At 48.5% G+C, this 23,013-nt stretch carries 20 protein-coding genes; 14 read left to right on the forward strand and 6 right to left on the reverse strand.

From position 1 onward, the window contains the following. The first annotated feature begins 297 nt into the window (after positions 1-297). Together GA565_RS07410 and GA565_RS07415 are read left to right on the forward strand one after the other, a co-directional pair. Positions 298-1,527, forward strand: coding sequence for an Nramp family divalent metal transporter (locus GA565_RS07410; protein WP_152197941.1), 1,230 nt, complete (start codon positions 298-300; stop codon positions 1,525-1,527). A gap of 200 nt (positions 1,528-1,727) precedes the next feature. Continuing rightward, positions 1,728-2,447, forward strand: a complete 720-nt coding sequence (locus GA565_RS07415) for a LuxR family transcriptional regulator (RefSeq protein ID WP_152197942.1) — start codon at positions 1,728-1,730, stop codon at positions 2,445-2,447. A gap of 463 nt (positions 2,448-2,910) precedes the next feature. Here the strand turns inward: GA565_RS07415 and GA565_RS07420 are convergent, their stop codons facing one another. The 3 genes from GA565_RS07420 to GA565_RS07430 all read right to left on the reverse strand — a co-directional run bounded on the left by GA565_RS07420 (position 2,911) and on the right by GA565_RS07430 (position 5,719). Next, positions 2,911-3,444 carry a DUF2502 domain-containing protein gene (locus GA565_RS07420; protein WP_152197943.1) on the reverse strand — a complete coding sequence of 178 codons (534 nt, stop codon included), beginning with the start codon at positions 3,442-3,444 and terminating at the stop codon, positions 2,911-2,913. Positions 3,445-3,700: 256 nt separating this feature from the next. Then, positions 3,701-4,690: an L-glyceraldehyde 3-phosphate reductase gene (mgrA, locus tag GA565_RS07425; RefSeq protein ID WP_152197944.1), complete on the reverse strand. Its 990-nt coding sequence runs from the start codon at positions 4,688-4,690 to the stop codon at positions 3,701-3,703. A gap of 150 nt (positions 4,691-4,840) precedes the next feature. Further along, positions 4,841-5,719 carry a LysR family transcriptional regulator gene (locus tag GA565_RS07430; protein WP_152197945.1) on the reverse strand — a complete coding sequence of 293 codons (879 nt, stop codon included), beginning with the start codon at positions 5,717-5,719 and terminating at the stop codon, positions 4,841-4,843. A 150-nt stretch (positions 5,720-5,869) separates the two neighbouring features. Here GA565_RS07430 and GA565_RS07435 point away from each other — a divergent pair, with 150 nt between their 5' ends. Continuing rightward, entirely contained in the window at positions 5,870-6,352 is a 483-nt protein-coding gene (locus GA565_RS07435) for a multidrug/biocide efflux PACE transporter (RefSeq protein WP_082457406.1), read from the forward strand. 98 nt (positions 6,353-6,450) lie between these two features. Beyond that, positions 6,451-7,140, forward strand: a complete 690-nt coding sequence (locus tag GA565_RS07440) for an aspartate/glutamate racemase family protein (RefSeq protein ID WP_152197946.1) — start codon at positions 6,451-6,453, stop codon at positions 7,138-7,140. Positions 7,141-7,165: 25 nt separating this feature from the next. Here GA565_RS07440 and GA565_RS07445 read toward each other — a convergent pair whose 3' ends face one another. After that, entirely contained in the window at positions 7,166-8,434 is a 1,269-nt protein-coding gene (locus GA565_RS07445; protein ID WP_152197947.1) for an ion channel protein, read from the reverse strand. Positions 8,435-8,724: 290 nt separating this feature from the next. On the opposite strand from GA565_RS07445, the gene glk reads away from it, so the two are divergent. Next, on the forward strand, positions 8,725-9,690 hold the full coding sequence (glk, locus tag GA565_RS07450) for a glucokinase (protein WP_152197948.1): 966 nt from the start codon (positions 8,725-8,727) through the stop codon (positions 9,688-9,690). Positions 9,691-9,748: 58 nt separating this feature from the next. On the opposite strand, the gene GA565_RS07455 is transcribed toward glk, so the two are convergent. Both GA565_RS07455 and GA565_RS07460 read right to left on the reverse strand, forming a co-directional pair. Next, positions 9,749-10,486 (reverse strand): LytTR family DNA-binding domain-containing protein, encoded by a 738-nt coding sequence (locus GA565_RS07455; RefSeq protein ID WP_152197949.1) that lies wholly within the window; start codon positions 10,484-10,486, stop codon positions 9,749-9,751. Beyond that, a complete protein-coding gene (locus tag GA565_RS07460) occupies positions 10,483-12,141 on the reverse strand; it encodes a LytS/YhcK type 5TM receptor domain-containing protein (RefSeq protein WP_370518093.1) in 1,659 nt (552 codons plus the stop codon). Before GA565_RS07460 ends, GA565_RS07455 begins: the two co-directional genes overlap by 4 nt. 206 nt (positions 12,142-12,347) lie before the next feature. Here GA565_RS07460 and GA565_RS07465 point away from each other — a divergent pair, with 206 nt between their 5' ends. The 9 genes from GA565_RS07465 to GA565_RS07505 all read left to right on the forward strand — a co-directional run bounded on the left by GA565_RS07465 (position 12,348) and on the right by GA565_RS07505 (position 22,817). Further along, on the forward strand, positions 12,348-12,911 hold the full coding sequence (locus GA565_RS07465; protein WP_152197951.1) for a GNAT family N-acetyltransferase: 564 nt from the start codon (positions 12,348-12,350) through the stop codon (positions 12,909-12,911). A 126-nt stretch (positions 12,912-13,037) separates the two neighbouring features. Continuing rightward, positions 13,038-14,303, forward strand: coding sequence for an alanine transaminase (gene alaC, locus GA565_RS07470; RefSeq protein WP_152197952.1), 1,266 nt, complete (start codon positions 13,038-13,040; stop codon positions 14,301-14,303). Between the two features lie 167 nt (positions 14,304-14,470). Beyond that, on the forward strand, positions 14,471-14,995 hold the full coding sequence (locus GA565_RS07475; RefSeq protein WP_152197953.1) for a cytochrome b: 525 nt from the start codon (positions 14,471-14,473) through the stop codon (positions 14,993-14,995). A 173-nt stretch (positions 14,996-15,168) separates the two neighbouring features. Beyond that, the gene (locus tag GA565_RS07480) at positions 15,169-16,020 is read left to right on the forward strand and encodes a MurR/RpiR family transcriptional regulator (protein ID WP_152197954.1); all 852 of its coding nucleotides are present in this window, start codon (positions 15,169-15,171) and stop codon (positions 16,018-16,020) included. Positions 16,021-16,491: 471 nt separating this feature from the next. Beyond that, complete coding sequence (lspA, locus tag GA565_RS07485) at positions 16,492-16,992, forward strand: signal peptidase II (protein ID WP_152197955.1); 501 nt, start codon at positions 16,492-16,494, stop codon at positions 16,990-16,992. A gap of 410 nt (positions 16,993-17,402) precedes the next feature. Beyond that, positions 17,403-19,343: a 3D-(3,5/4)-trihydroxycyclohexane-1,2-dione acylhydrolase (decyclizing) gene (iolD, locus tag GA565_RS07490; RefSeq protein WP_152197956.1), complete on the forward strand. Its 1,941-nt coding sequence runs from the start codon at positions 17,403-17,405 to the stop codon at positions 19,341-19,343. A 57-nt stretch (positions 19,344-19,400) separates the two neighbouring features. Further along, positions 19,401-20,285 carry a sugar phosphate isomerase/epimerase family protein gene (locus tag GA565_RS07495; protein ID WP_152197957.1) on the forward strand — a complete coding sequence of 295 codons (885 nt, stop codon included), beginning with the start codon at positions 19,401-19,403 and terminating at the stop codon, positions 20,283-20,285. 196 nt (positions 20,286-20,481) lie between these two features. Beyond that, a complete protein-coding gene (locus GA565_RS07500) occupies positions 20,482-21,504 on the forward strand; it encodes an LLM class flavin-dependent oxidoreductase (RefSeq protein WP_152197958.1) in 1,023 nt (340 codons plus the stop codon). A 1,016-nt stretch (positions 21,505-22,520) separates the two neighbouring features. Then, entirely contained in the window at positions 22,521-22,817 is a 297-nt protein-coding gene (locus GA565_RS07505; protein ID WP_152197959.1) for a hypothetical protein, read from the forward strand. Positions 22,818-23,013: the final 196 nt, after the last annotated feature.

Below are 23,013 nucleotides of genomic sequence, written 5' to 3' on the forward strand. Positions count from 1 at the left end.
CAACATTTCCAGCAACATAACACGAAAAGTGAAGATGTTAAGAAAACGACGCATAGTTGGATTTATTGTGCTAGGTTTATTAAAAGCCGTAGTACGTCCCGAGTATTCTAAAAAGTCTGTATTAGGAAAGCGAGTCATCATTGGTTCTTTTGGCTTCTAACGCATGAAACCTGTCTGTTTTACTTAGCTGCTTGTTCCCTATCAGAGAAATAACCAAGGTCTATCTAAATGCGCTTGATAATCATTCTCAATTGTTTATTATCTCTATAAGCGCAATAAATGTAAGGGTTAACTGATATGTTGAATAGCCGAGCTGAGTCCTCCCGCCGTTCTTCCAGGAAGATAAAGCTTTCTTTAATGGGGCCTGCTTTCATTGCCGCCATTGGCTACATCGATCCGGGTAACTTTGCGACCAATATTCAGGCAGGAGCCTCGTACGGCTATCAACTGCTGTGGGTGGTGGTTTGGGCAAACGTGATGGCGATGCTGATTCAGCTGATGTCTGCCAAATTAGGCATAGCTACCGGCAAGAATCTGGCCGAACACATTCGCGACCGCTTTCCCCGGCCCGCCGTTTGGGCTTATTGGGTTCAGGCCGAAATTATTGCAATGGCAACTGATTTGGCCGAGTTTATCGGCGCGGCCATTGGATTTAAACTACTTCTGGGTGTGTCCCTGCTGCAAGGGGCGGTGCTGACCGGTATTGCGACCTTTATTATTCTCGGCCTGCAAAAGCGGGGTCAAAAACCACTGGAACTGGTGATTGGCGGTTTGCTGTTGTTTGTGGCGGCGGCCTATCTTGTCGAACTGTTTTTCTCTCAACCCAAAATGCTCGAGCTGGGTAAAGGCATGCTGACCCCGAGTCTGCCGGACAGCAACGCCGTGTATCTTGCCGCCGGCGTGCTTGGCGCAACGATTATGCCGCACGTTATTTATCTGCACTCTTCCCTCACGCAGCGCTCAAGCAAATCCTCTAAAGAGCAGCGCTATTCTGCGACCAAGCTCGACGTGGCGATTGCCATGACCATTGCAGGTTTCGTTAATTTGGCGATGATGGCAACGGCGGCGGCGGCGTTTCACTTCAGCGGACATAAAGGGATTAGCGAGCTTGAAGACGCCTATCTAACCCTAACACCTTTATTAGGACACGCGGCGGCAACGACGTTTGGACTGAGCCTGGTTGCAGCGGGACTTTCATCTACCGTGGTGGGTACACTGGCGGGGCAGGTGGTGATGCAGGGATTTGTGAAGTTTTATATTCCTCTGTGGGTACGTCGCGCGGTGACAATGGCGCCATCGTTTATCGTTATTCTGCTTGGAATGGACGCCACAAAAATACTGGTGATGAGTCAGGTATTGCTGAGCTTTGGTATTGCACTAGCCTTGCTGCCGCTGCTGGCATTTACCGGCAATCGCGAGCTGATGGGCGATATGGTCAACTCAAAGGCCATGCAGTGGGCCGGACGCGTTATCGTGGCGATCGTCATAGCCCTGAACGGTTATCTGCTGATCGGTATGCTGAAATAAAGATTGGGAGTTAAACGAATTAAAAAAGAGGGCACTGTGAAGTGTCTTTTTTTGTATTAAAGTGAATATGAAACCTGCTTTTTATGGTAAAAACAGCGGAGCTGGTCTGTTGGTAAACGTTATCCTCACATTGACACCTTTTTTTAGTGCTTTTAAGATGTTGGAACTCAATTTCGCTATTAAAAAGGATTAGGACATCAATGAGTAAATGTTTTTATTCAAATTCTGAGAAAAATGCTCACATCAAGATGTCTTTAGAAAGACGATTGGTTAAATATGGTGAAATAAGTTATGTCTATGGTGTGATGAATAAGAGGGATATGGATGAGATGTTAATTATCAGTAACTTCCCAAGTGGGATTATTGATAATTATCTTTCTAATAAATATCAAAATATTGATCCTGTCATTATCAATGCACTTAATCGCATCTCGTCTTTTGGGTGGGATGAAAACTTGGGAATCAACTCTCAGTGGACGGTTAGAAGGCTTATTGATGCAATAAAAAATTATGATATTATTCGCGGCCATGCTTTTGTACTCCACGATCATAAAAATTGCTTGGCCACATTAGTATTGTATATAGATAAACTATTAATACCTTATATAGATAAAGTCATCTTTAAGTATAGAGATGAAATTCAAGGGCTGTTGATTTACATCCACGAAATGCTACTCGAAAGCTACCAAGAGGAAAGGCAAGTAACAAAAAATATACTTTCCACCCGTGAGGCTGAAATACTTTACTGGAGCAGTACAGGAAAAACCTATGCTGAAGTGGCAAGAATTTTAATAATTACCGTTAGTACTGTTAAGTTTCATATGGCAAATATCGTAAAAAAAATGGGAGTAAAAAATGCAAAGCATGCAATTAGCTTAGCAAATGAGATTGGCATTGTTTATCATCCATTGATGAGATGAATTTTAGAGTCTATGTCTTATCTTAAATCTTTATTAATAGTTCACAAAGCATGCCTGTTTTATATGTGTTAAATAGCGTGAGTGATATTGCCTATTTAAATGCATTAAACTCAATGCTTGATAAAGATAATTTACCCTGTTACGCCGAGTGTACAAGGTTTAGTACAAGGACCTTGCTCAGACGATGGGGATATCGTGATGCTGGTTCCCCTTTGCACATTGATGGCTTCCCTAAACTTTTCCCAATCTGGCGAGAACCTAGAGGGATCACCGGCGTTAATTAACTGAAAAAAGTGGGTTCTAAGGACGCTATTTTACTCTAAGGTTTGAGTGATTTATTGACACAAGCGTAATTTTTCCCTTGCTAAAACGACCTTCTATAAATAAAAAATCCGTAACCTTTAAGAGGCTACGGATTATTGTAATCTTTCACACTACGCAGTGCGCGAGGGTCATAAGGCGATTAGTGGTTATTGCCGCCAGGTCCGCCCTGAGGAGGACGGTACTGACCACCTCCGCCGCCTTGGCCGCCTTGGCCACCACCGCCGCCGTGACCACCGCCACCGCCGTGACCACCGCCACCGCCCTGACCACCACCGCCGCCGTAACCACCACCACCACCACCGTGACCGCGATCTGGGCCTGGGCCACCAGGACCGCCGTGACCGTAGTTAGGGCCACAGTGGAAATCTGGACGAGGGCCCGGACGGTCGTTGCGGTGATTATTCCACCAACCGCCGTCGCGCCAGCGGCCACCGTCCCAATAGTAGCCACGGTCGTTGCGGTGACCATAGTACTCGTTACGGTGCTGCCACCAGTATGGAGAGCGCCAGTCATACCCGTCCCAGTAGTAGCCGCGGTTATCGCGCGAACCAATATTGATGGACAGGCCAGGAACGCTGATGCTGATGCCGTCAGCGTGAGCCGGCATTGTGGCTGGCAACAGGCCGAATAACAGGGCACCCAAAGCAATTTTTACAACGGGTAATGTTTTCATCGTGTTTCTCCATTCAACCTTATGCCCGACTTCTTTCATGCCGCAGGGGGCGTTTAGCGCTTTACTGAACAATGAAATAATTGGGGCTGCATTAATTCGTTAGTTAACGTTTTCAATAATGACAGTTATAAGGTGTAAACGGGGGGTAATCTATTGCCTGCAATCCTGTTTTGATTGATTTACCCTGTTTAACGATTTACTTACAGTAAGCCCTGGAAAGCTTTTTTTACAGACTTACTGTATTGAGGGTAAGCGGTTACATTAGAATTTTTTCAATGTCACTGATTTCTTGCTCACTTAATTGCAAATTATTCAAACTGTTTACCGCATCATCAATTTGGCTGGTTTTGCTTGCACCAATCAATACTGATGTCACGCGATCGCCTCGCAACACCCACGCCAGCGCCATTTGAGAAAGCTTTTGTCCACGAGCCAGCGCGATGTCATTGAGCTTGCGCACTTTTTCCAGCTTTTCAGGGGTAATCTGATCGGCATTAAGGAACGTGCTGCTGCTGGCCGCGCGCGAGTCTTGAGGAATACCCGCCAAATAACGGTCGGTCAATACGCCACCGGCCAGAGGAGAGAAGGCGATAGAACCTACGCCGTTTTGCTGTAGGGTATCGAGCAGGTCAGCCTCAACCCAGCGCTCAAACATCGAGTATTTAGGTTGATGAATCAGGCAAGGTGTCCCGAGTTGCTTAAGTATATCAAAGGCCTGCTGCGCCAGTTCGGCAGGGTAGTTTGATAAGCCGATATAAAGCGCTTTCCCCTGGCGGACGATAAGATCCAGTGCTGACATGGTTTCTTCAAGCGGCGTATTCGGGTCGGGACGATGGTGATAAAAGATATCAACGTAGTCCAGACCGAGCCTTTTGAGGCTTTGATTCAGACTTGCCACCAGATATTTTTTTGAACCCCAATCGCCGTACGGGCCGTCCCACATGGTGTAGCCGGCTTTAGAGGAGATAATCAGCTCGTCACGCCACGCCAATATGTCTTCACGCAGGATGCGGCCAAAATTCTCCTCCGCCGAGCCCGGTGGTGGCCCATAGTTATTCGCTAGATCAAAATGCGTGATCCCGTGATCAAAAGCGTGATGAATCAACTCTCTACTCGTCTCAAAACGCGTCGCATCACCAAAATTGTGCCACAGGCCCAATGAAATAGCCGGAAGCTTAAGACCACTGTTTCCAAGGCGCCGATAAAGCATATTTTCATAACGAGCGGGGCTGGCTTGATAAGACATAGGGATCCTTGTGCAAGGGTAATATGAGGTAAAATAGCGTTTCAGTGTATGCGCTTTCACTCTCATTTTCAGATGTCTCGATCACACCCGCCACTCTTTTTTAATAACAAAGGAAAACTCTTAACACTGCGCTAGCTCATCAACACCGGCTTATTGACCTTGTAAGAGTAAAGGATCCAGCAGGTTATCTATAAACCACCGACCAGCAGGACCTGGTTGATTGTTTTTAGACCACACAGCATCAATTGATATCAGTTTTGGCCAGCCTCGCAGCTCAAGTTCGACCAATTTATGATGACCAAACTGCGCCACCATCCATCGAGGCAGTAGAGACCAGCCAAAACCCTGCTCGGCCATTTCAAGCAGCATCAGATAACTCGGTGCCGACCAGGTTTGTCCCTGTGCCTGAGGTTTCTGCTGCCTGCCGTAGGTTTGCAGGCAGAGCTGCCGGTAGGTATTGAGACTCTCGTGCTGCAACGTTTTCAGGGTGGCTAGCGGATGCTTTTTCGCGACAAAAAGCGCCATTTCTGTTTGGTCAGGCAGCCTGGCATAGCCAATATCCGGCGGATAATGCTGCTGAACCTCAAGCATGCCTATGTGTGCTCGGCCGGTTTGCAGCAGATCTATCACGTCTTGGTCTTCGGCAATCAAACACTCGAATTCAATATCAGGATAACGCTGCTCAAAACGGCCCAGCAGCATTTCGTAATGCGTAGGCTGATAAGTGTCAGAAAGGACAAATGTCAGTCTGGGTTCACTTTGAGTGGATAAACGGACGGCCAATTCATCAAGTTTTTCACTGGCCGCCAATATTGCCTGAACGTGGGTTAATACCCGCTGACCCTGAGGCGTTAAGCTGGGTTGACGGCTTTTGCGGTTAAACAGCGTAATGCCTAAATCGACCTCAAGATTTGCCACGGCGGTGCTGATACTTGACTGACTTTTATGCAGTTTCCTGGCAGCAGCAGAAAAAGAACCACTGGCCGCAGTTTCTACAAACGCCAGCAGTGCTTCCGGAGAATAACGCATAACATATTTCCTCAAGAGAAAATGACAGTTCAACCCATCTATTTTATCGATACTTACTATCTTTATTCTATCTCTATTTTAGATGAAAATGACGCCAATCTGACCGTGAAGGGTCACTGTTAAACATTGGAATAGGATAGGCAGGTCAAAATGTCATCGGTAAAAGCCTCAATGAAGGCCAACAAAAGTCTCTCTGAGCGTATTTTTCACGCTGTCGGTTTCGAAGCGCTGGCGCTGATTATCTGTGCACCCACCGCCGCCTGGATAATGAACAAATCCATTTTCGACATGGGCGTACTGGCGCTGCTGCTCTCTACCACGGCGATGGTATGGAACGTGGTCTACAACAGCGTTTTTGATTATTTCTGGCCGGTAAGCCGAGTAACGCGCAGTTTTCCTATCCGCGTTTGCCATGCACTGGGGTTTGAAGGCGGATTTATTCTCTTCGGCCTGCCAATTGCCGCCGGATGGCTTCAGATTAGCCTGATCGACGCCTTCGTGCTCGAAATTGGCTTTTTCCTGTTCTTTTTGCCGTACACCATTGCCTACAACTGGCTCTACGACACCCTGCGCCAGCGTTGGATAAGCAGAGATAAACGGGCATCAGTGAAGCCACAGGCCAGCAGTCGTTAAACAGTCACAGTGGGCAAATCTGTTGGCTTGTTTGTGCCATCAGGCTCGGTTATGTTTGTTCGACGACTTAATTTTATGCAGTAGCGAAGGACAAGCACATGAAAACCCTGGGCCTGATTGGCGGCATGAGCTGGGAATCTACTCTGCCTTACTATCGAACCATCAACGAACAAATCAAACAGCAGCTTGGCGGGCTTCATTCTGCCAAGCTGGTGCTTTTTAGCGTTGATTTTTATGAGATTGAGCAACTGCAAGCGCAGGGCGACTGGGAAAAGGCGGGGCAAGTGTTGGGCGAAGCGGCCAGGTCTTTAAACAAGGCCGGTGCTGAAATTATTGTAGTGTGCACCAATACTATGCATAAAGTGGCCGAGGCAATAGAGCGTATCGGCGGGCTGCCGCTGCTGCATATTGCCGACGCCACCGCGAAGCCGATTATTGAGCAGAACCTAAGCCGAATCGGCCTGTTGGGTACCCGTTTTACGATGGAACAAGCGTTTTATCGCGGCCGATTGCAGGCGCAGGGCATAGACGTGCTGACACCCAATGAGGAAGATCGCGCCATCGTGCATCGCATTATTTATGAAGAGCTGTGCCTGGGGAAAATTGTTGATGCTTCGCGCGATGAATATCGCCGCATAATAAGTTCGCTGGAGCAGCAGGGCGCGCAGGGCATCATTTTAGGCTGTACCGAAATCACCCTGCTGGTGGGACCACAGGACGCCAGCGTGCCAGTATTTGATACCACCGCCATCCATGCCTACGCGGCGGCAGCCTATTCGCTCAGTTAAAAGCCATGACGCGGATGCAGCCATATTAATCTTCTCGCGGTGCGTCGTCCTGTGAAGGGCTTTCGGTACGGATAACCAGCATCAGCGGTTTTCCGGCCAATACCAGCCACGCGGGCAGCATGACAATACACAATATCGGCAGCAGTTTAAGGTCGGGCACCACCGCAACGGCCATAAATAGACTCAGCCAGCCGTCTCGCGTCACGACCAACACCAACCCCATGACTGCACAAGAAACCGTGATTGCCGCAGGTACTGAGTCGACGTGATTGTGCAGCATAATGCCGAGTGATACGCCTACAAACACCGCAGGAAAAATTCTCCCACCGCGAAAGCCGCAGGCGGCCGCAATCACCAGCGCGGCCAGTTTACTGAGCGTGATCGCCAACAGTTGGCCTAAAGAAAGACTGTCGCTGCTCAATGCCAGCAGTTTCATCTCATCGAACCCGCGAAACAGCGTGATTTGCCCGCCAATCAGCGCCAGTAATCCGAGGCAAAAGCCGCCAATTCCCAGCATGATAACCGGATTGGGAATAGCGTGAAAAAGGCGATGTACGTGCGGGAAGCACCACACCGCCAGCATCCCTAAGGCTATCGCTATTAACGCAACGATTGAGCCGCTGATAATATCAAGGAAATTTGTTTCAACGTAGGGGGTGAGACTCAACGAAAAGTCGGGTTCAAAGAACAGATTACTGGTCAGTGCGCCGGCGCTTGCGGCAAGCAGGGGAGCAAACAGCCGGTCCCACAGCGGCACGTCTTTTCCACCATTTAAGGTTTGCGAAAAGATAAGCGCTGCCGCAACCGGCGTGCCAAACAGTGCGCCCAACGTGCCTGCTGCCGAGAGAATAATCCAGTCGGTAGAAGCCACGCGGGGAAACAGCAGGCTGCCAGCGGTAACCGCCACGGCAATATTGATGGCTATGATCGGATTTTCAGGTCCAAGACTCACGCCGCCGGCCAGGCCAATCACCAACGCCAGCATTAATCCCGGAATAGCCACGGGAGAAACCGGCATACTAATGAGCGAGTCGCTGGCCGGGTCCGGCCCCGCATGCCCAGGCATATAACGGATAAGCGCGCCAACCGCAATGCCAGTGAGGGTTAACATAAACAGCACCCAACCTGCTGATTGCGTGCTAATGTTTAAGGCGTCCGGAATGTGAAGCCAAAGCAGCTGTTGCAGCGCGCTGGCAAATCGCATGACGGCAACCAAAATGATACTGGAGCCGCAGCCGATAATCAGCGCGGGCACGGCGAAGGTCAACATGGTTTTTGCACGGGGATGCAGCATGCAACAATTCCCTTATTATTCTGGGCTTCCGTGGTACACAGGATCGTCTGAATTTTGTTTTAATTGCAATTTATTTTGCGCAATGCCGCTGCTTAAATCACCAATAGGCTAATTCGGCGTTGCAGCATAGGGTAATTACCGCTATTTTGCCCTCACAAATCTGTAAGCACTTATAGTCCTGCTGGCGGGCTTTTTCCAGCCCATAATCGGACATGTTGGAAAAGGCTGACTGCCATCACTGAATGCGAGCCGAAAGCAGGGCGAGCAATTTAATTTTTGCGGAGAAAAAAATGACCAAGTACTCTCTGGTGGGCGATGTCGGAGGCACTAACTGCCGTCTGGCGCTTTGCGCTCTGGACAGCGGTGAGATTTCTCAGGCCCAGACGTTTTCCGGCCTGGATTACGACAGTCTTGAAGCGGCCGTTCGCCATTATCTGGAGTTGCAGCAGCATCAGGAAGTTGAAGATGCCTGCATTGCCATCGCCTGCCCAATCGTAGGTGACTGGGTCGCGATGACTAACCATACCTGGGCATTCTCCATTGCCGAGATGAGAAAAAGTCTGGGCCTGCAGCATCTGGAAGTTATTAACGACTTTACCGCCGTTTCCATGGCGATACCGATGCTCAAAGACGCTGACCTGATGCAGTTCGGGGGCAAAAAGCCACAAGACGGCAAACCGGCGGTAATTTACGGTGCGGGCACAGGTTTAGGCGTTGCCCACGTTATTCACGCGCACGGCCGCTGGTTGAGTCTGCCGGGTGAAGGCGGTCACGTTGATTTCGCCCCTAACAGTGAAGAAGAAGATATTATTCTCGAGCAGCTGCGTACCGAAATGGGGCACGTGTCCGCCGAGCGAATTCTTTCGGGACCGGGGCTGGTGAATCTTTATCGCGCCATCGTTAAGTCCGACAATCGCGAGCCAGAAAACTACGCCCCCAAAGACGTAACCAAGTTGGCTTTAGAAGACAATCTTGACTGCCGCCGTGCACTGTCGCTGTTCTGCGTGATTATGGGACGTTTTGGCGGCAACCTGGCGTTGACCCTGGGAACTTTTGGCGGCGTTTATATTGCAGGCGGTATCGTGCCTCGTTTCCTTGAGTTCTTTAAGGCCTCGGGTTTCCGTGCGGCATTTGAAGATAAAGGCCGTTTCAAAGATTATTTGCACGACATCCCGGTTTATCTGATAACCCACGATAATCCAGGTCTGCTCGGCGCGGGTGCTTACCTGCGTCAGTCAATCGGTATGAAAATTTAATCGATGACCGTCTAAAACCTCTGCCTTCACACCCTCTTTTGGGGGCGAAGGCAGCGGATTACAGCCCCATCAGCTGACGGAAGGCTTTGACCTTGCTGCGGCTCACAGGCACTTCAAAATCAAGATCGCTTAAACGTAAGATATAGGTGTTGTTAAACCAAGGTACGATTTCGCGGATCTTCGACAAATTCACACAGTAAGAACGGTGGCAGCGGAAGAAATGCTCTTCCGGCAGTCGATGACACAGTTCTGAAATGTTCATCGGCATCGTGAATTCTTCACGTCGGGTATAAACTTGCGTCACTTTTTCCTGCGCCGCCGCGTAATAGATATCATTGATATCCGTCACGATTATGCGCTCATCTTTAATCAAATTGATGCTGTGGCTCACGCGAGGGTTGCCGGTGTTCGCCGGTGCATCTACTTGGTGGTCACGCTTAAAATGTGCCTCCAGCTTTTGCAGCATGGTGACAATTCGCGACTCGTGATAAGGCTTCAGGATGTAGTCAAAGGCTTCTATTTCAAAGGCTTCTGCGGCGTGTTCTTTATAAGCGGTAATGAAAATGATGTAAGGTCGGTGGGCGAATTTACTGATGTTTTGCGCCAGCAACACGCCGTCGAGGGAGGGAATATTGATATCCAGAAAAATGGCGTCGACCTGATGCGTTTGCAAATACTTAAGCACCTCAAGACCGTCATCAAATTTGCCGACGACGTCGATGGTGCTGTGCGCGCCCACCAGGTAACTTAGCTCTTCCCGAGCCAGAAATTCATCCTCGACAATTATGGCTTTCAAGCGCGTTTCTTTTCCCTGTCAATCAAAAATGAGATCTCTGTGCCCGGTTCAAGCCGGCGGATCTGTAACCCCTGCCCGTAAAGCAGGCTGACGCGATGATGTACGTTGAGCAGACCAATTTTATTGCCGGGCATTTCGTTATTTGCGACCCGCTCAATAATCGACTGCAGAATACCTTGGCCGGTATCTTTTACCGACACTTTAATTTTGTTTCCGGCATGTTTCACGGCAATCACCACCACGCCTTTGCCCCTGCACGGTTGAATGCCGTGTACGATGGCATTTTCTACCAGCGGTTGAATAAGCAGGCTTGGGATAGACACCGAAATATCGTCGTCTATGTCGTAGATAACCGTCAGCTTGCTGCCGAATCTTGCCTGTTCAATCGCGATATAATCCTGAACCTGATGCAGCTCTTTGCGCAGGTCGATCATTTCATCGTTAAGCTCAAGATTGTAGCGCAGGTAGCGCGACAGGTTAATGATCAACTGGCGCGAGGTATCTGGATTAATTCGGATCGACGACGAGATGGCATTGAGTGCGTTAAACAGAAAATGGGGATTTATCTTGCTTTGCAGGGCGCGCATTTCGGCTTTGTTGGCCATTTCTCGCAGCTGTTCGGCGCGGGAAACTTCCATCTGCGTCGATATTATTTGTGAAAGTCCGACCGCCATCACTTTGAGCGAATAGGTAATTCGGTGCGAGTGGCAATAATAGATTTTCAACGATCCGGTGATAACCCCTTGCTCCCACAGCGGGATGATCATTTGCGAGTGGATCTGCGGCGTTCTGTCCATTTCATCATTGTTTTTAATAGTGATCCTCCCGCTGGTGATCACCTCTTTGGTATTATCGCTGATAATTTCGTGGCCGATATTATACTGATCCGCACCTGTACCGACGTAGGCGAGAATATTTTTGGTGTCGGTGATTGCTACGGCATCGGCGTTGATATCTTCACGAATAATATTGCACACCGTCGCCATCGATTCGGCATTGATATTGCGAAAATAGGGTAGCGTTTTATTGGCAATATCCAGCGCCAGCCTGGCCTGGCGGGCGGCAATGGCCTCTTTTTCATCGGCGACGCTTTGCACCAACAGCACAATCGGACCGATTGAAATAGCCCCGAGGATCAGCGGCGCAGAGATGCTCATCACAATGTCCAGCCCGAGCGAGAAAGGATGAGAGAGCAGCAGAATCAACAGCATGGTCAGCGATTCACACAGCATGCCCGCGACAATACCCACTTTCCAATGATGCTGTTTTTTTACTTTTAAATTGATATAACCTGAAAGAAATCCGGCAATAATGCTGGTTATCAGGCAGGGGATTGACGTAACGCCGTGAATATCAATCAGGAAGCGGTGGGAGCCGGAAATTAGCCCGGTAATAATGCCGACCCAGGGGCCAAAAAGTATCCCGCCGGAGACAATGGCGATGGTGCGAACGTTGATTAATGACCCTTCAACGTTAATGCCGGAAAGTGTGCCGAATATGGCGAAAAGTGAGAAAATAGCCGTCACCGCGGCCAGCTCGAGCGGCGTATGCGCATCGCTCTCTTTTTGCAGCAGTCTGCGGAACAGGCGGGTTCGGGTCAGAAAAAACAGGCAAATCAGCATTAACGCGGCGCGATCAAACACCGCCAGCGTCATATCAAAGACGTTTTGCACAGCAGACTCTCGGTGGGTGCGGGCGTAGTGATGATTATAAGGAAATGAACTGGCGCACGCTATACACAGCGTGGTTAATCTACAATAAGCTGATTCATCTCAATAAAGTGTTCTAAACGGTCAGGGTTAATGACGCACTGGTTTCCTCTTTTCAGAAAAAATAATCCGTATAAACAAGGAGAAGCAGCATGATTTTGCTGACTACGCCAAGACTGACCATGAAGTCGATTGCGCGTGAAGATTGGCCGCTTTTTTTAACCCTGCATCAGGACCCTGCGGTGATGAGATTCATCAATGATATCGAGATATCCGGTGAGATCCGCCACCGTTTTGACCAACGTTTGGGCCGCTGGGACAAATATGCCGACTTTTGGCTGTGTATGGTGATTCGCGAGCGGGAAACCGGTGTCGCGATCGGGCTGACTGGATTCTTCCCCGACTGGAAACCTTATAAGCAAGCAGAGGTCGGCTTTATGTTACTGCCTGAATATCAGGGCAAAGGTTACGGTGAGGAGTCTCTGCGCGAAGTGGTGAAGTACGCCTTTGAGGTGTGTGGATTTCACCGGCTTCAGGCCAACGTACTGGAAGGCAATATGGCCTCGCGTGGCCTACTGGAGAAGTGCGGTTTTCAACTTGAAGGCTGTCTGCGCGAAAGTTATCGGCTGGGCGCTGAATGGAAAAATGACTGGGTACTGGGATTACTCAAAACGGACAATGCGCCCGCAGCCGCGCCTGAAAATAAATTAGATTAATCTATCGACAGTTTTTGAACACTGCGATATGTTGATTTATCGGTCTGTGGCGGCTGCCCTCAATGGCAGAAAAAACAGACCAGCGTCGCTCGGAGGGTCCGGGCGCTAACGTTAATCGAGGAAATCATGGCTGAATCCAGTCCTAAACGTCGTTTCACACGTATCGATCGTCTTCCCCCTTATGTTTTCAACATTACCGCTGAATTAAAAATGGCTGCGCGACGTCGCGGCGAAGATATTATTGATTTCAGCATGGGTAATCCGGATGGCCCAACGCCGCCGCACATTGTCGAGAAACTGGTTACCGTTGCCCAACGTGAAGACACGCACGGCTATTCGACCTCACGCGGTATTCCTCGCCTGCGTCGTGCCATTTCTCGCTGGTATGCCGATCGTTACCAGGTTGATATCGACCCTGAAAGTGAAGCGATTGTGACCATCGGTTCTAAAGAGGGCCTGGCTCACCTGATGCTGGCTACCTTAGACCACGGCGATACGGTGCTGGTGCCCAATCCTAGCTATCCCATTCATATTTACGGCGCGGTCATTGCTGGGGCGCAGGTGCGTTCCGTGCCGCTGGTCGAAGGGGTGGACTTCTTCGGCGAGCTTGAGCGCGCAATCAAAGAAAGTATTCCTCGTCCAAAAATGATGATTTTAGGCTTCCCGTCCAACCCGACTGCGCAATGCGTGGAGCTGGACTTTTTCGAGCGGGTTGTCGCGTTGGCCAAGCAGTATAATGTGATGGTTATCCACGACTTGGCCTATGCCGATATCGTTTATGACGGTTGGAAAGCGCCGTCGATTATGCAGGTTCCAGGCGCAAAAGATATCGCGGTTGAATTCTTCACCTTGTCGAAAAGCTACAATATGGCCGGTTGGCGCATTGGCTTTATGGTCGGCAACGAAGAGCTGGTGAATGCCCTGGCGCGTATTAAAAGCTATCACGACTACGGCACGTTTACGCCGTTGCAAGTGGCAGCTATTGCGGCCCTTGAGGGGGACCAGCAGTGTGTTAAAGACATTGCAGAACAGTATCGTCAGCGCCGCAATGTGCTGGTTCGTGGGCTGCATGAGGCCGGTTGGATGGTTGATAATCCCAAGGCGTCAATGTACGTTTGGGCCAAAATTCCCGATGCCTATGCCCATTTAGGCTCGCTGGAGTTTGCCAAACGCTTGCTTGCCGACGCCAAAGTTTGCGTCTCGCCGGGCGTGGGATTCGGTGACTATGGCGACACCCACGTGCGCTTTGCTTTGATTGAAAATCAGGATCGTATTCGTCAGGCGGTGCGCGGGATTAAAGCCATGTTCCGCGCCGATGGCCTGATCCCGCAGAAGAAAATCACCGCCGATGCGGTGAGTCAGGATAAGAAATCGCTTAGCGACGAGGTGTAAGCACCAACGGCGCAGAGTATTAAAACCGGGCCATTAATCGCCCGGTTTTTTTTCGTCATGAACGCGGCGTAAATAATCGTTTTTTCATAAATACCCCTTAATTTGGCGCTATTATTTCTACAGAGACTGACGTATTTTGTAACTCTTTGCGCGTATAGGGAAAATAGATGAAAAACCGCTACTCTTTGTTGCAGATTAGCCTGCATTGGCTGACGTTGTTGATGATAATTCTCGCTTACAGCGTGATGCTCGGAAGAGACTATTTTCCCGATGAATACCGTTTACTGGTGCGTCAACTGCATTACAACTTTGGATTGACCGTATGGGCGCTGGTGCTAATTCGTATCATCCTGCGCCATCGTTTTCGCACACCGCCGATCGTCCCGCCACTGCCGCGCTGGCAGGCACACGTCGCAACGCTTACCCACTGGGCGCTGTATCTGCTTTTTCTCGCCTTGCCAACGCTGGGTTTTTTGACCGTGATGTTTGCCGGTCGCGCCATTTTCCTGTTTGGATGGGAAGTTCCGCAGTTTATTACCCCTCGTCCCGAGCTACGTCCGGTGTTAAGAGACACCCATGAACTGGTGGCAACGGTAGGGTATTATCTGGTGGGTCTGCACGCGCTTGCCGCGCTGTTTCACCACTATTTCATTAAAGATGACACCTTCAAACGCATGATGCCGGGCAAATAAACGCTTTTCAGCTTAACTGCTTGTTTATCATCGAGTGTTTTAGGTTTTCTGATCTGAGTCCTATTTGTCACTCATTGAAAAGGGTAAACTTACCCTTATAAAGACATGAGGTTGGCGCAGAGAGGGGCTCCCTAGCTGCCATGATAGTTTGACTTAAGGTACATCTGATAATTATGGCTACTCCATCACAACTCGCGCAGCTGCAAGAACAAATTCGCACCAGTTATGATTCTTTGAGCAAGAGGCTCAAGCAGGTTGCCCGTTATATTCTGGATAACGGCAACACCATTCCTTTCGAAACTATCGCTTCTATTGCCGATAAAGCCGACGTTCCGCCCTCGACGCTAATTCGATTTGCCAATAATTATGGCTTTGATGGTTTCAACGAGATGAAGCAGGTGTTTCGTCAGCACCTGATGGAAGGTACGGTAAACTATGCCGAGCGTGCCAGTCTGTCGCGTCAAACGGCGAGTGACGATCCCGGTGCGCCTGAAACGCCTGCCGAAATACTCAAAGTATTCAGCATGGTCAACGAGCAGGCGCTGCAGCAGTTAAGCGGCCAAATCAAAGCTGATGATCTTGAGCGTGCCGTTAAGCTGCTGGATGAGGCCGAGAATATTTACGTCATTGGTTTTCGCCGCTCATTCAGTATTGCCGCTTACCTGACCTACGCATTTCGCCATCTTGAACGTCGCACTTTTCTGATCGACGGGCTGGGCGGCATGTTTACCGAACAGTTGAATATGGTTCGTCCGACTGATGTGGTTATCTCGATAAGTAATTCACCTTACGCGCAGGAAGTGGTGGACTTAGTATCAATGGGGGCCGCGCAGGGGGCTAAGCAGATAGCGATTACCGACAGTCTGGTCAGTCCGCTTACCGCCTTTAGTGAAGTATGTTTCATCGTTCGTGAGGCCCAGGTTGACGGTTTCCGATCGCAGATCGCCTCCATGTGCCTGGCGCAGACCCTGATGATGTCACTGGCTTTAAAAAATGCGCATAAAATAACGACATTGACCAAGTAAAACCGTTACGACGTCCTTGTCGTAAAGGCCGCACCTCCAAAGAGCCGGCGTTTTTCGGTGTAACCTCGGCACCTACAGGAAGCGCTGCCGTTGCCGAGACGAGTTACGCCCGCTCTTTGAGGTACATTTTATTTCTAAGCCCTCCGTGTAACGTGACGACCGCACCGTCTTCAGGAAACGCCTTCATGGGGAGTGACCGATATGAGATTCTTAATGAAAAGAATGGCCGTAACGTCCATTTGAATGTAATCATTCGGAATTTAAATTTCAAATATTTTTTATTGGAATATTTATTTTTATGACGCAGGGCGCATAACGGTCAGGCTGGTGTCGATTTTTGTCAGGTCATTTTATTGTAGGGTAATGATAAGACGTAAAAGGTTACCGGCTATTGCGTGGGCATTTGTTGTCTGGCTGAGGCCATCATGGCTGGTTATACTTGGAATAACTTTTCCTACCTTGGTGTAAATCATGAAGTTTAGTAAACGGCTTGGCCTGATGATTGTCGTTTTTGCACTGTGTGTTGGTGTTGATCAAATTACCAAAACGATTGCGAAAACAACGCTGTCGATGGATTCGGTACGAGAATACCTCGGTGGCAGCATTAAATTATTACTAACCCACAATACTGGCACGTTTCTGGGGCTGGGCGGCACCTTGCCCGCCAACCTGCGTTACGGTCTGATGATTGTCGGGATCGGCGCTTTTTTACTGGCGTTACTGCTTTATACCCTGTTTAACAAACGTGCGGATGCAATCACTGTGGCCTCATTGACGATGGTGTTCTCGGGTGGCATTAGCAACTTGCTGGATCGTATTGTTTATGGCGGTTATGTGGTTGATTTTATGAACGTTAGTGCGGGCAGTTTGCATACCGGCGTGTTTAACGTTGCAGATATGGTACTGCTGGTGGGGGCAATCATGCTGTTCATGGTGGGCTTTAAAAGCAAACAGCAAATTGCTCACGGGTGACGCTAAATTATTGAATAATATTAAATTTTATTTGTGCCCTTCTGACTAAAACCAGAAGGGCAGAATGATAAATCGGGCATAACCCTAGCCAATGGATAATTAATTTCATTTAAATGCTTTATGAAAATTATAATTATATTTTCTGTTTCTGTTTTTGTTAGGTGTTTTTCTGTTAAATCCTTTAAATACATAAAGTTATTTAATGAAAGTCTACTTTATCAGTAAAATCCCTTCAGTTCTGCTCGTTGCAATTTTCGGTCTATTTGTTTTATTTATTTGATGCCGCTCCCAAATTGAAAAACCTATTCGGTTTTTTCATTTCACTGCTCACTAAAATCTTTATAATCTTTTCATATCATTTTTAATGAAAACATCACCACGGTGACGACGTTAACCGCAAGGAATGGAAGATGAAGAAGATCAGATTAACCATGGCTCAGGCTCTGGTCCGTTTTCTGGACCAACAGTTTGTTAATGTAGACGGTGAAGAAATTAAGTTTGTTACCGGGATTTTTGCCATTTTCGGGCATGGCAATGTCCTGGGGCTGGGACAGGCTCTGGAACAAGACAGTGGAAAACTCATTGTTCATCAAGGACGTAATGAGCAGGGGATGGCACATGCCGCCACCGGCTATGCAAAACAAAAACTGCGTCAGCAAATCTATGCCTGCTCTTCTTCAGTAGGACCAGGCGCGGCCAATATGTTAACCGCTGCGGCAACCGCAACCGCCAACCGTATTCCATTATTACTGCTGCCAGGCGACGTTTTTGCCTCACGCCAGCCCGATCCTGTTTTACAACAGATAGAACAAAGTTATGACTTGAGCATCAGCACCAACGACGCCTTCCGCACTGTCAGTAAATATTGGGACCGCATCGTGCGTCCTGAACAACTGATGACTGCCTGTATCAGCGCAATGCGTGTACTGACCGACCCTGCTGAAACCGGCGCAGTTACGCTCTGTTTACCACAGGACGTACAGGGAGAGGCTTATGATTATCCAGACTATTTCTTCCAAAAACGCGTCCACCGCATTGAACGACAACCGGTCACTGCGGGCGCATTGGCCGATGCTTTGGCCCTAATTAAGGGTAAACGCAAACCACTGATCGTCTGCGGCGGTGGGGCGAAGTATTCCCAGGCCGGTGCTGCACTGCAAAAATTTGCCGAAGCTTACGGTATCCCTTTTGCTGAAACTCAGGCAGGAAAAGGAACGTTGACCTCCGAGCATGCGCTGAACCTGGGGGGTATTGGTGAAACGGGAACCTTGGCTGCTAATCAGTTGGCCAAAGAGGCCGACCTCATTATAGGCATCGGCACGCGATATACTGATTTCACCAGCTCGTCGAAATGGATATTCCAAAATCCTGAGGTGTCATTTCTAAATATCAACGTTAACCGCTTCGATGCCTTCAAACTCGACGCCGTGCAGGTGATTGCGGATGCGCGAGCCGGCCTGGAAGCTCTTGATAACGCGCTACAGGGCAGTGAGTTCCGCGCGAGCTGGGGTCATAAAATTGCCGATGTACGCGAACAGCTGATTGCCGAAACCCAGCGTGTTTATCAGGTTGAGTACAGCGGTGAAGATTTTATTCCAGAAATCGACGACCACCTCGACAGAAAAGCGGTCTATGCCGAATTTGAAAAACTGACCGGTTCTTTGCTGACCCAAAGCCGCGTACTGGGCACCTTAAATAGCTCAATTCCAAAGAACGCCGTGATAGTCGCGGCGGCCGGCAGTTTGCCGGGCGACCTGCAAAGAGTCTGGCGCACTACCGACACTAATGGTTATCACGTTGAGTACGGCTACTCCTGCATGGGCTACGAAGTGAATGCGGCCCTCGGCGTTAAAATGGCCGAACCCGAGCGCGAAGTTTATGCATTGGTAGGGGACGGCTCATTTATGATGCTGCACTCAGAATTGGTGACCTCGATTCAGGAACACTGCAAAATCAACGTGATACTGCTCGATAACATGACCAATGGCTGCATCAATAACCTGCAGATGGAACATGGTATGGACAGCTTCTTTACCGAATTCCGTTTCCGTAAAGAGGCGAGCGCCAAGCTCGACGGCGGTTTTGTTCCCGTCAATTTTGCCAAAATTGCCGAGGGTTACGGCTGCAAAACCTATTCAGTCACCACTCTGGAACAGCTGCATGAGGCTCTGGCCGAGGCTAAACGTCAGACCGTATCCACGCTTATCGACATCAAAGTGTTGCCAAAAACGATGATCCACAAGTATTTCAGCTGGTGGCGAGTCGGCGGCGCGATGGTTTCCGAGAGCGAGTCCGTTGACAAAGTCGCGCAGATGCTGCGAGACAATATCGATAAGGCCCGTGAATATTAATTTCGCCTGCTGTAAGACAGGTTGCTGATTACACTGGAAATAAGTTCGGAGCTGGAAATGAAAATTGCCTTTGATGTGGACGTTATCAGAGATAGAAGCATTACCGAAATGGTAAGGCAGGTTTCTGAATGGGGTTATAAATATATCGAACAGTCGCCTCATCCGCGTATCAATCCGTTTTATAAACATCCTAAAGCCGGACTGGATGTAATGAATGAGTACAAGCGCGCATTGAAACAGTATGGCGTTGAAATCTCGTCGTTTATTGTGGTCTATCGCTGGTCGGGTCCGGATAACGATCGCCGGATTGCCGCAGTGCGTAATTGGAAAAGAATGATCGAGATAGCAGTGGATATGGGTGTTGAGGTGATCAACACCGAACTTTCTGGTGATCCTAATCAACCGGAAATCTGCGAGGAGCGCTGGTATCAGTCGATGGAAGAACTGCTGCCTATCATTGAGCGTGAAGGGATCCGCCTGGAGATTCAGTCTCATCCTTGGGATTTCTGCGAAGAAAACAATGAAACGGCGGATCTGGTGAAATCCCTGCGCAGCGATCACGTTAAATATCTTTACAGTGTCCCGCACACTTTCTTTTATGACAAAGGGAAAGGCGACGTGGCGAGCATGCTTGATTATGCCGGTGATGACCTGTCGCACGTGTTAATCGCTGACACCATGAATCACACGAAACACTGCCGCTATATCGTCAACCCGCCGGGCGTGGATGCGGTGGTTCATCAGCACGTCGGCATTGGAGAGGGGGAGGTAAATTTTGACGCGCTGTTTGAGAGTTTGCGCCAAATGGACTTTGCCAACCGCAAATTTAAAGTCGGCGGTGAGTCAATTATTACTACCTCTTTATTCGGCTATCCTGAAAAAATGCCGTTACAGGCCGTCGCCACGCGTGAACGTATTGAGCGCGAATTACTGAATCGATAATACTCGGTTTTGCTTTATATGAGTTTCCGAAAGAGCGCTTTTGCGCTCTTTTTTTATTTTCATCGTTCAAGTTATTGGAATTATTCCATCAAAAATATTCAATAATCATGCCATGTCCTGCCACTGTTCGTGTGTGACCGATGTTATATGATGTGAACAGCATATTATTTATTCGAAATAACGGGACACACGTATTATGAAAAAGATTGGATTTTTGTCTTTTGGCCACTGGACACCCTCACCGCAGTCGGGGACGCGTTCTGCTGCTGACGTTCTGTTGCAATCTATCGATCTGGCCGTTGCGGCAGAAGAGCTGGGTGCCGACGGCGCTTATTTTCGAGTACACCATTTCGCACGTCAGCTAAGCTCACCTTTTCCGCTGCTTGCCGCAGTGGGTGCGAGAACGAAAAGCATCGAAATCGGTACGGGCGTTATCGACATGCGCTATGAAAATCCGCTGTATATGGCGGAAGATGCCAGCGCCGCTGACCTTATCTCCGGCGGTCGTTTGCAGCTTGGTATTAGCCGGGGTTCGCCTGAACAGGTTATCGACGGGTGGCGCTATTTCGGCTATCAGCCAGCCGAAGGGGAAACGGAGGCCGACATGGCGCGTCGCCACACAACGGCATTCCTCGAGGTACTCAAAGGTGAAGGCTTTGCCGAACCAAACCCGCAGCCGATGTTCCAGAATCCTCCTGGATTGCTGCGACTTGAGCCGCATTCTGAAGGATTGCGCGAACGTATCTGGTGGGGCGCAGGCTCCAATTCTACCGCCGCCTGGGCCGCCAAGCTCGGCATGAACCTGCAATGTTCTACGCTAAAAGATGACGAAACCGGCGAACCTTTCCACGTTCAACAGGCCCGTCAGATCCGCGCCTATCGTGCCGCGTGGAAGGAAAGCGGTCATGCCCGTGCTCCGCGCGTATCGGTAAGCCGCAGCATTTTTGCCTTGGTTAATGACCTGGATCGGGCCTATTTTGGAAGAAGCGGTCAGGAAGGTGATAAAATCGGCTTTCTTGAAGAGAATAATCGGTCTATTTTCGGTCGCAGCTATGCCGCAGAGCCTGAAAAATTGATTGAGCAGCTGAAAGAGGATCAGGCGATTGCCGAAGCGGATACGCTATTGCTTACCGTACCTAACCAGCTAGGCGTTGATTATAACGCGCACGTCATCGAGTCTATTCTTACTCATATTGCGCCCGCCCTCGGTTGGCGCTAATTGGCTTAAAACAACCCATGGCGCATAGAAAAGCCCGGTCTAAAACCGGGCTTTTCACGTTATGGATAACTTACCAGTTCAGTGGTCTTCTTATCCATACGTTATTATTTCGACTCCTGACTTTAAAATACGCGTAAGGAAATAGTAAAGAAAATGTAATTGCCAAACAAAATGAGGCAATTAATAGTGCACTCCCATCCCAAAGCGGGTAGAAATAAGCAAAAGCCAGCGAGGAAACGATCAACAAAATAGTACGTAGAAACAGAATTCGTTTCTTATGTGCTCTATTAATATGCGCCTTCATCATCTCTGCGCCACATTTCATGCAATGGCAGGGGTCTTCTTCGCTTAATTCGTTATCGCAAAAAGGACAGGTCTCGAGGTCTGGAGTTAACTCTTTGTCCATATAATGTTACCAAACAGTTGTGTGATATAGTAAGTAGTAAAAATAGTATGCAAGCTAAGATAAATTAAAAAAGATGCGGTATGAGGAATTTTTTATGACATAGGAATATTATTAAATCTTGCCTGCGAACAAACAATGTGCATTTTATAATCAGTGCCTGAGCACGCTATCATAACCATTTTTTAAAAATATTCCATACTAAAATATAACGTAACTCTATAAATACGTAGATGTTTATCCCCTCTAAGCCTCGTAAAATGCAGGCTCTCTGGATTTAAAAAGCGTAAAATTTCTCATTTTAAAAAAACTAATCTCTCTACCGTAATTGTTAGCAATCCTGTTAGCATACAAGGTGATGAATAGTTACAATTTTTGTGCGGGTATCAATTCGATCGTTTTTTTATAAAAAATTATTATTTTTCATTGAGTTATTTTGTGTTTTTATGACCCCGGGATGTGATTGCTAATCAAGTTATCTATAACTTTCAGCCGAGTCCTAGTCCGCTGAGCTGAAATCTGGCGCTTTAAATGATAGGATCGTCTCACCCTCGAAAACAGGGTTCTCAATAAAACAAAGTTAAGAGTTAATATTATGGCTAATAGAGAGTTAATGAGACTTGCCAAATTGGCATATTGCAGCAGCCTAGGGAAGGAAGTTGAAAGTGAATGGAATCCGCTAGAGAGTGACGTTGAAGCGTTTGAGCTTAAAAAGACGCTTGGGCTGGAACTCCGTACCTATGAAAACGGTCTCGATCCCCATCAGTACGCAAGTGCGCATTACAGGGTTAACGAGGGTTATTCGGGTTGGGTTCATGAAAAAATCAACGGTGATGTAACTGCAGATATTAGACCCGTTGTTCGCCGCGTACTGGTTCGTGCCGCTGCGGAAATTGGCAAGCAAATATAATGCTGCAATAAATCACGCTGTTTTAATCTTCCTCTTTAAATATTAGGTAATGTATTAACGATAGCTAAGCATTGCCTGGTGGCTATTTATTAAAGTCCTAATATGTCCTAAAATATTGGCTACTAATTTTAAGAATAGGCTTCGTTGACTATGGCCTATTCTTATTATACTAACCTTTTATTAATCAACTGCCGCA

The sequence above is a fragment of the Rouxiella sp. S1S-2 genome, from assembly GCF_009208105.1.
In the GTDB taxonomy this organism is placed as follows: Bacteria; Pseudomonadota; Gammaproteobacteria; order Enterobacterales; family Enterobacteriaceae; genus Rouxiella.

Bases quoted from the DNA above. Each gene is read 5' to 3' on its own strand.
- iolD (WP_152197956.1), top strand. From the start codon at position 17,403: ATGAAGAAGATCAGATTAACCATGGCTCAGGCTCTGGTCCGTTTTCTG.
- GA565_RS07420 (WP_152197943.1), bottom strand. From the start codon at position 3,444: ATGAAAACATTACCCGTTGTAAAAATTGCTTTGGGTGCCCTGTTATTC.
- GA565_RS07445 (WP_152197947.1), bottom strand. From the start codon at position 8,434: ATGCTGCATCCCCGTGCAAAAACCATGTTGACCTTCGCCGTGCCCGCG.
- GA565_RS07435 (WP_082457406.1), top strand. From the start codon at position 5,870: ATGTCATCGGTAAAAGCCTCAATGAAGGCCAACAAAAGTCTCTCTGAG.
- GA565_RS07465 (WP_152197951.1), top strand. From the start codon at position 12,348: ATGATTTTGCTGACTACGCCAAGACTGACCATGAAGTCGATTGCGCGT.
- GA565_RS07410 (WP_152197941.1), top strand. From the start codon at position 298: ATGTTGAATAGCCGAGCTGAGTCCTCCCGCCGTTCTTCCAGGAAGATA.
- GA565_RS07480 (WP_152197954.1), top strand. From the start codon at position 15,169: ATGGCTACTCCATCACAACTCGCGCAGCTGCAAGAACAAATTCGCACC.
- GA565_RS07415 (WP_152197942.1), top strand. From the start codon at position 1,728: ATGAGTAAATGTTTTTATTCAAATTCTGAGAAAAATGCTCACATCAAG.
- GA565_RS07505 (WP_152197959.1), top strand. From the start codon at position 22,521: ATGAGACTTGCCAAATTGGCATATTGCAGCAGCCTAGGGAAGGAAGTT.
- GA565_RS07430 (WP_152197945.1), bottom strand. From the start codon at position 5,719: ATGCGTTATTCTCCGGAAGCACTGCTGGCGTTTGTAGAAACTGCGGCC.
- alaC (WP_152197952.1), top strand. From the start codon at position 13,038: ATGGCTGAATCCAGTCCTAAACGTCGTTTCACACGTATCGATCGTCTT.
- GA565_RS07495 (WP_152197957.1), top strand. From the start codon at position 19,401: ATGAAAATTGCCTTTGATGTGGACGTTATCAGAGATAGAAGCATTACC.
- mgrA (WP_152197944.1), bottom strand. From the start codon at position 4,690: ATGTCTTATCAAGCCAGCCCCGCTCGTTATGAAAATATGCTTTATCGG.
- lspA (WP_152197955.1), top strand. From the start codon at position 16,492: ATGAAGTTTAGTAAACGGCTTGGCCTGATGATTGTCGTTTTTGCACTG.
- GA565_RS07475 (WP_152197953.1), top strand. From the start codon at position 14,471: ATGAAAAACCGCTACTCTTTGTTGCAGATTAGCCTGCATTGGCTGACG.
- GA565_RS07460 (WP_370518093.1), bottom strand. From the start codon at position 12,141: ATGACGCTGGCGGTGTTTGATCGCGCCGCGTTAATGCTGATTTGCCTG.
- glk (WP_152197948.1), top strand. From the start codon at position 8,725: ATGACCAAGTACTCTCTGGTGGGCGATGTCGGAGGCACTAACTGCCGT.
- GA565_RS07500 (WP_152197958.1), top strand. From the start codon at position 20,482: ATGAAAAAGATTGGATTTTTGTCTTTTGGCCACTGGACACCCTCACCG.
- GA565_RS07440 (WP_152197946.1), top strand. From the start codon at position 6,451: ATGAAAACCCTGGGCCTGATTGGCGGCATGAGCTGGGAATCTACTCTG.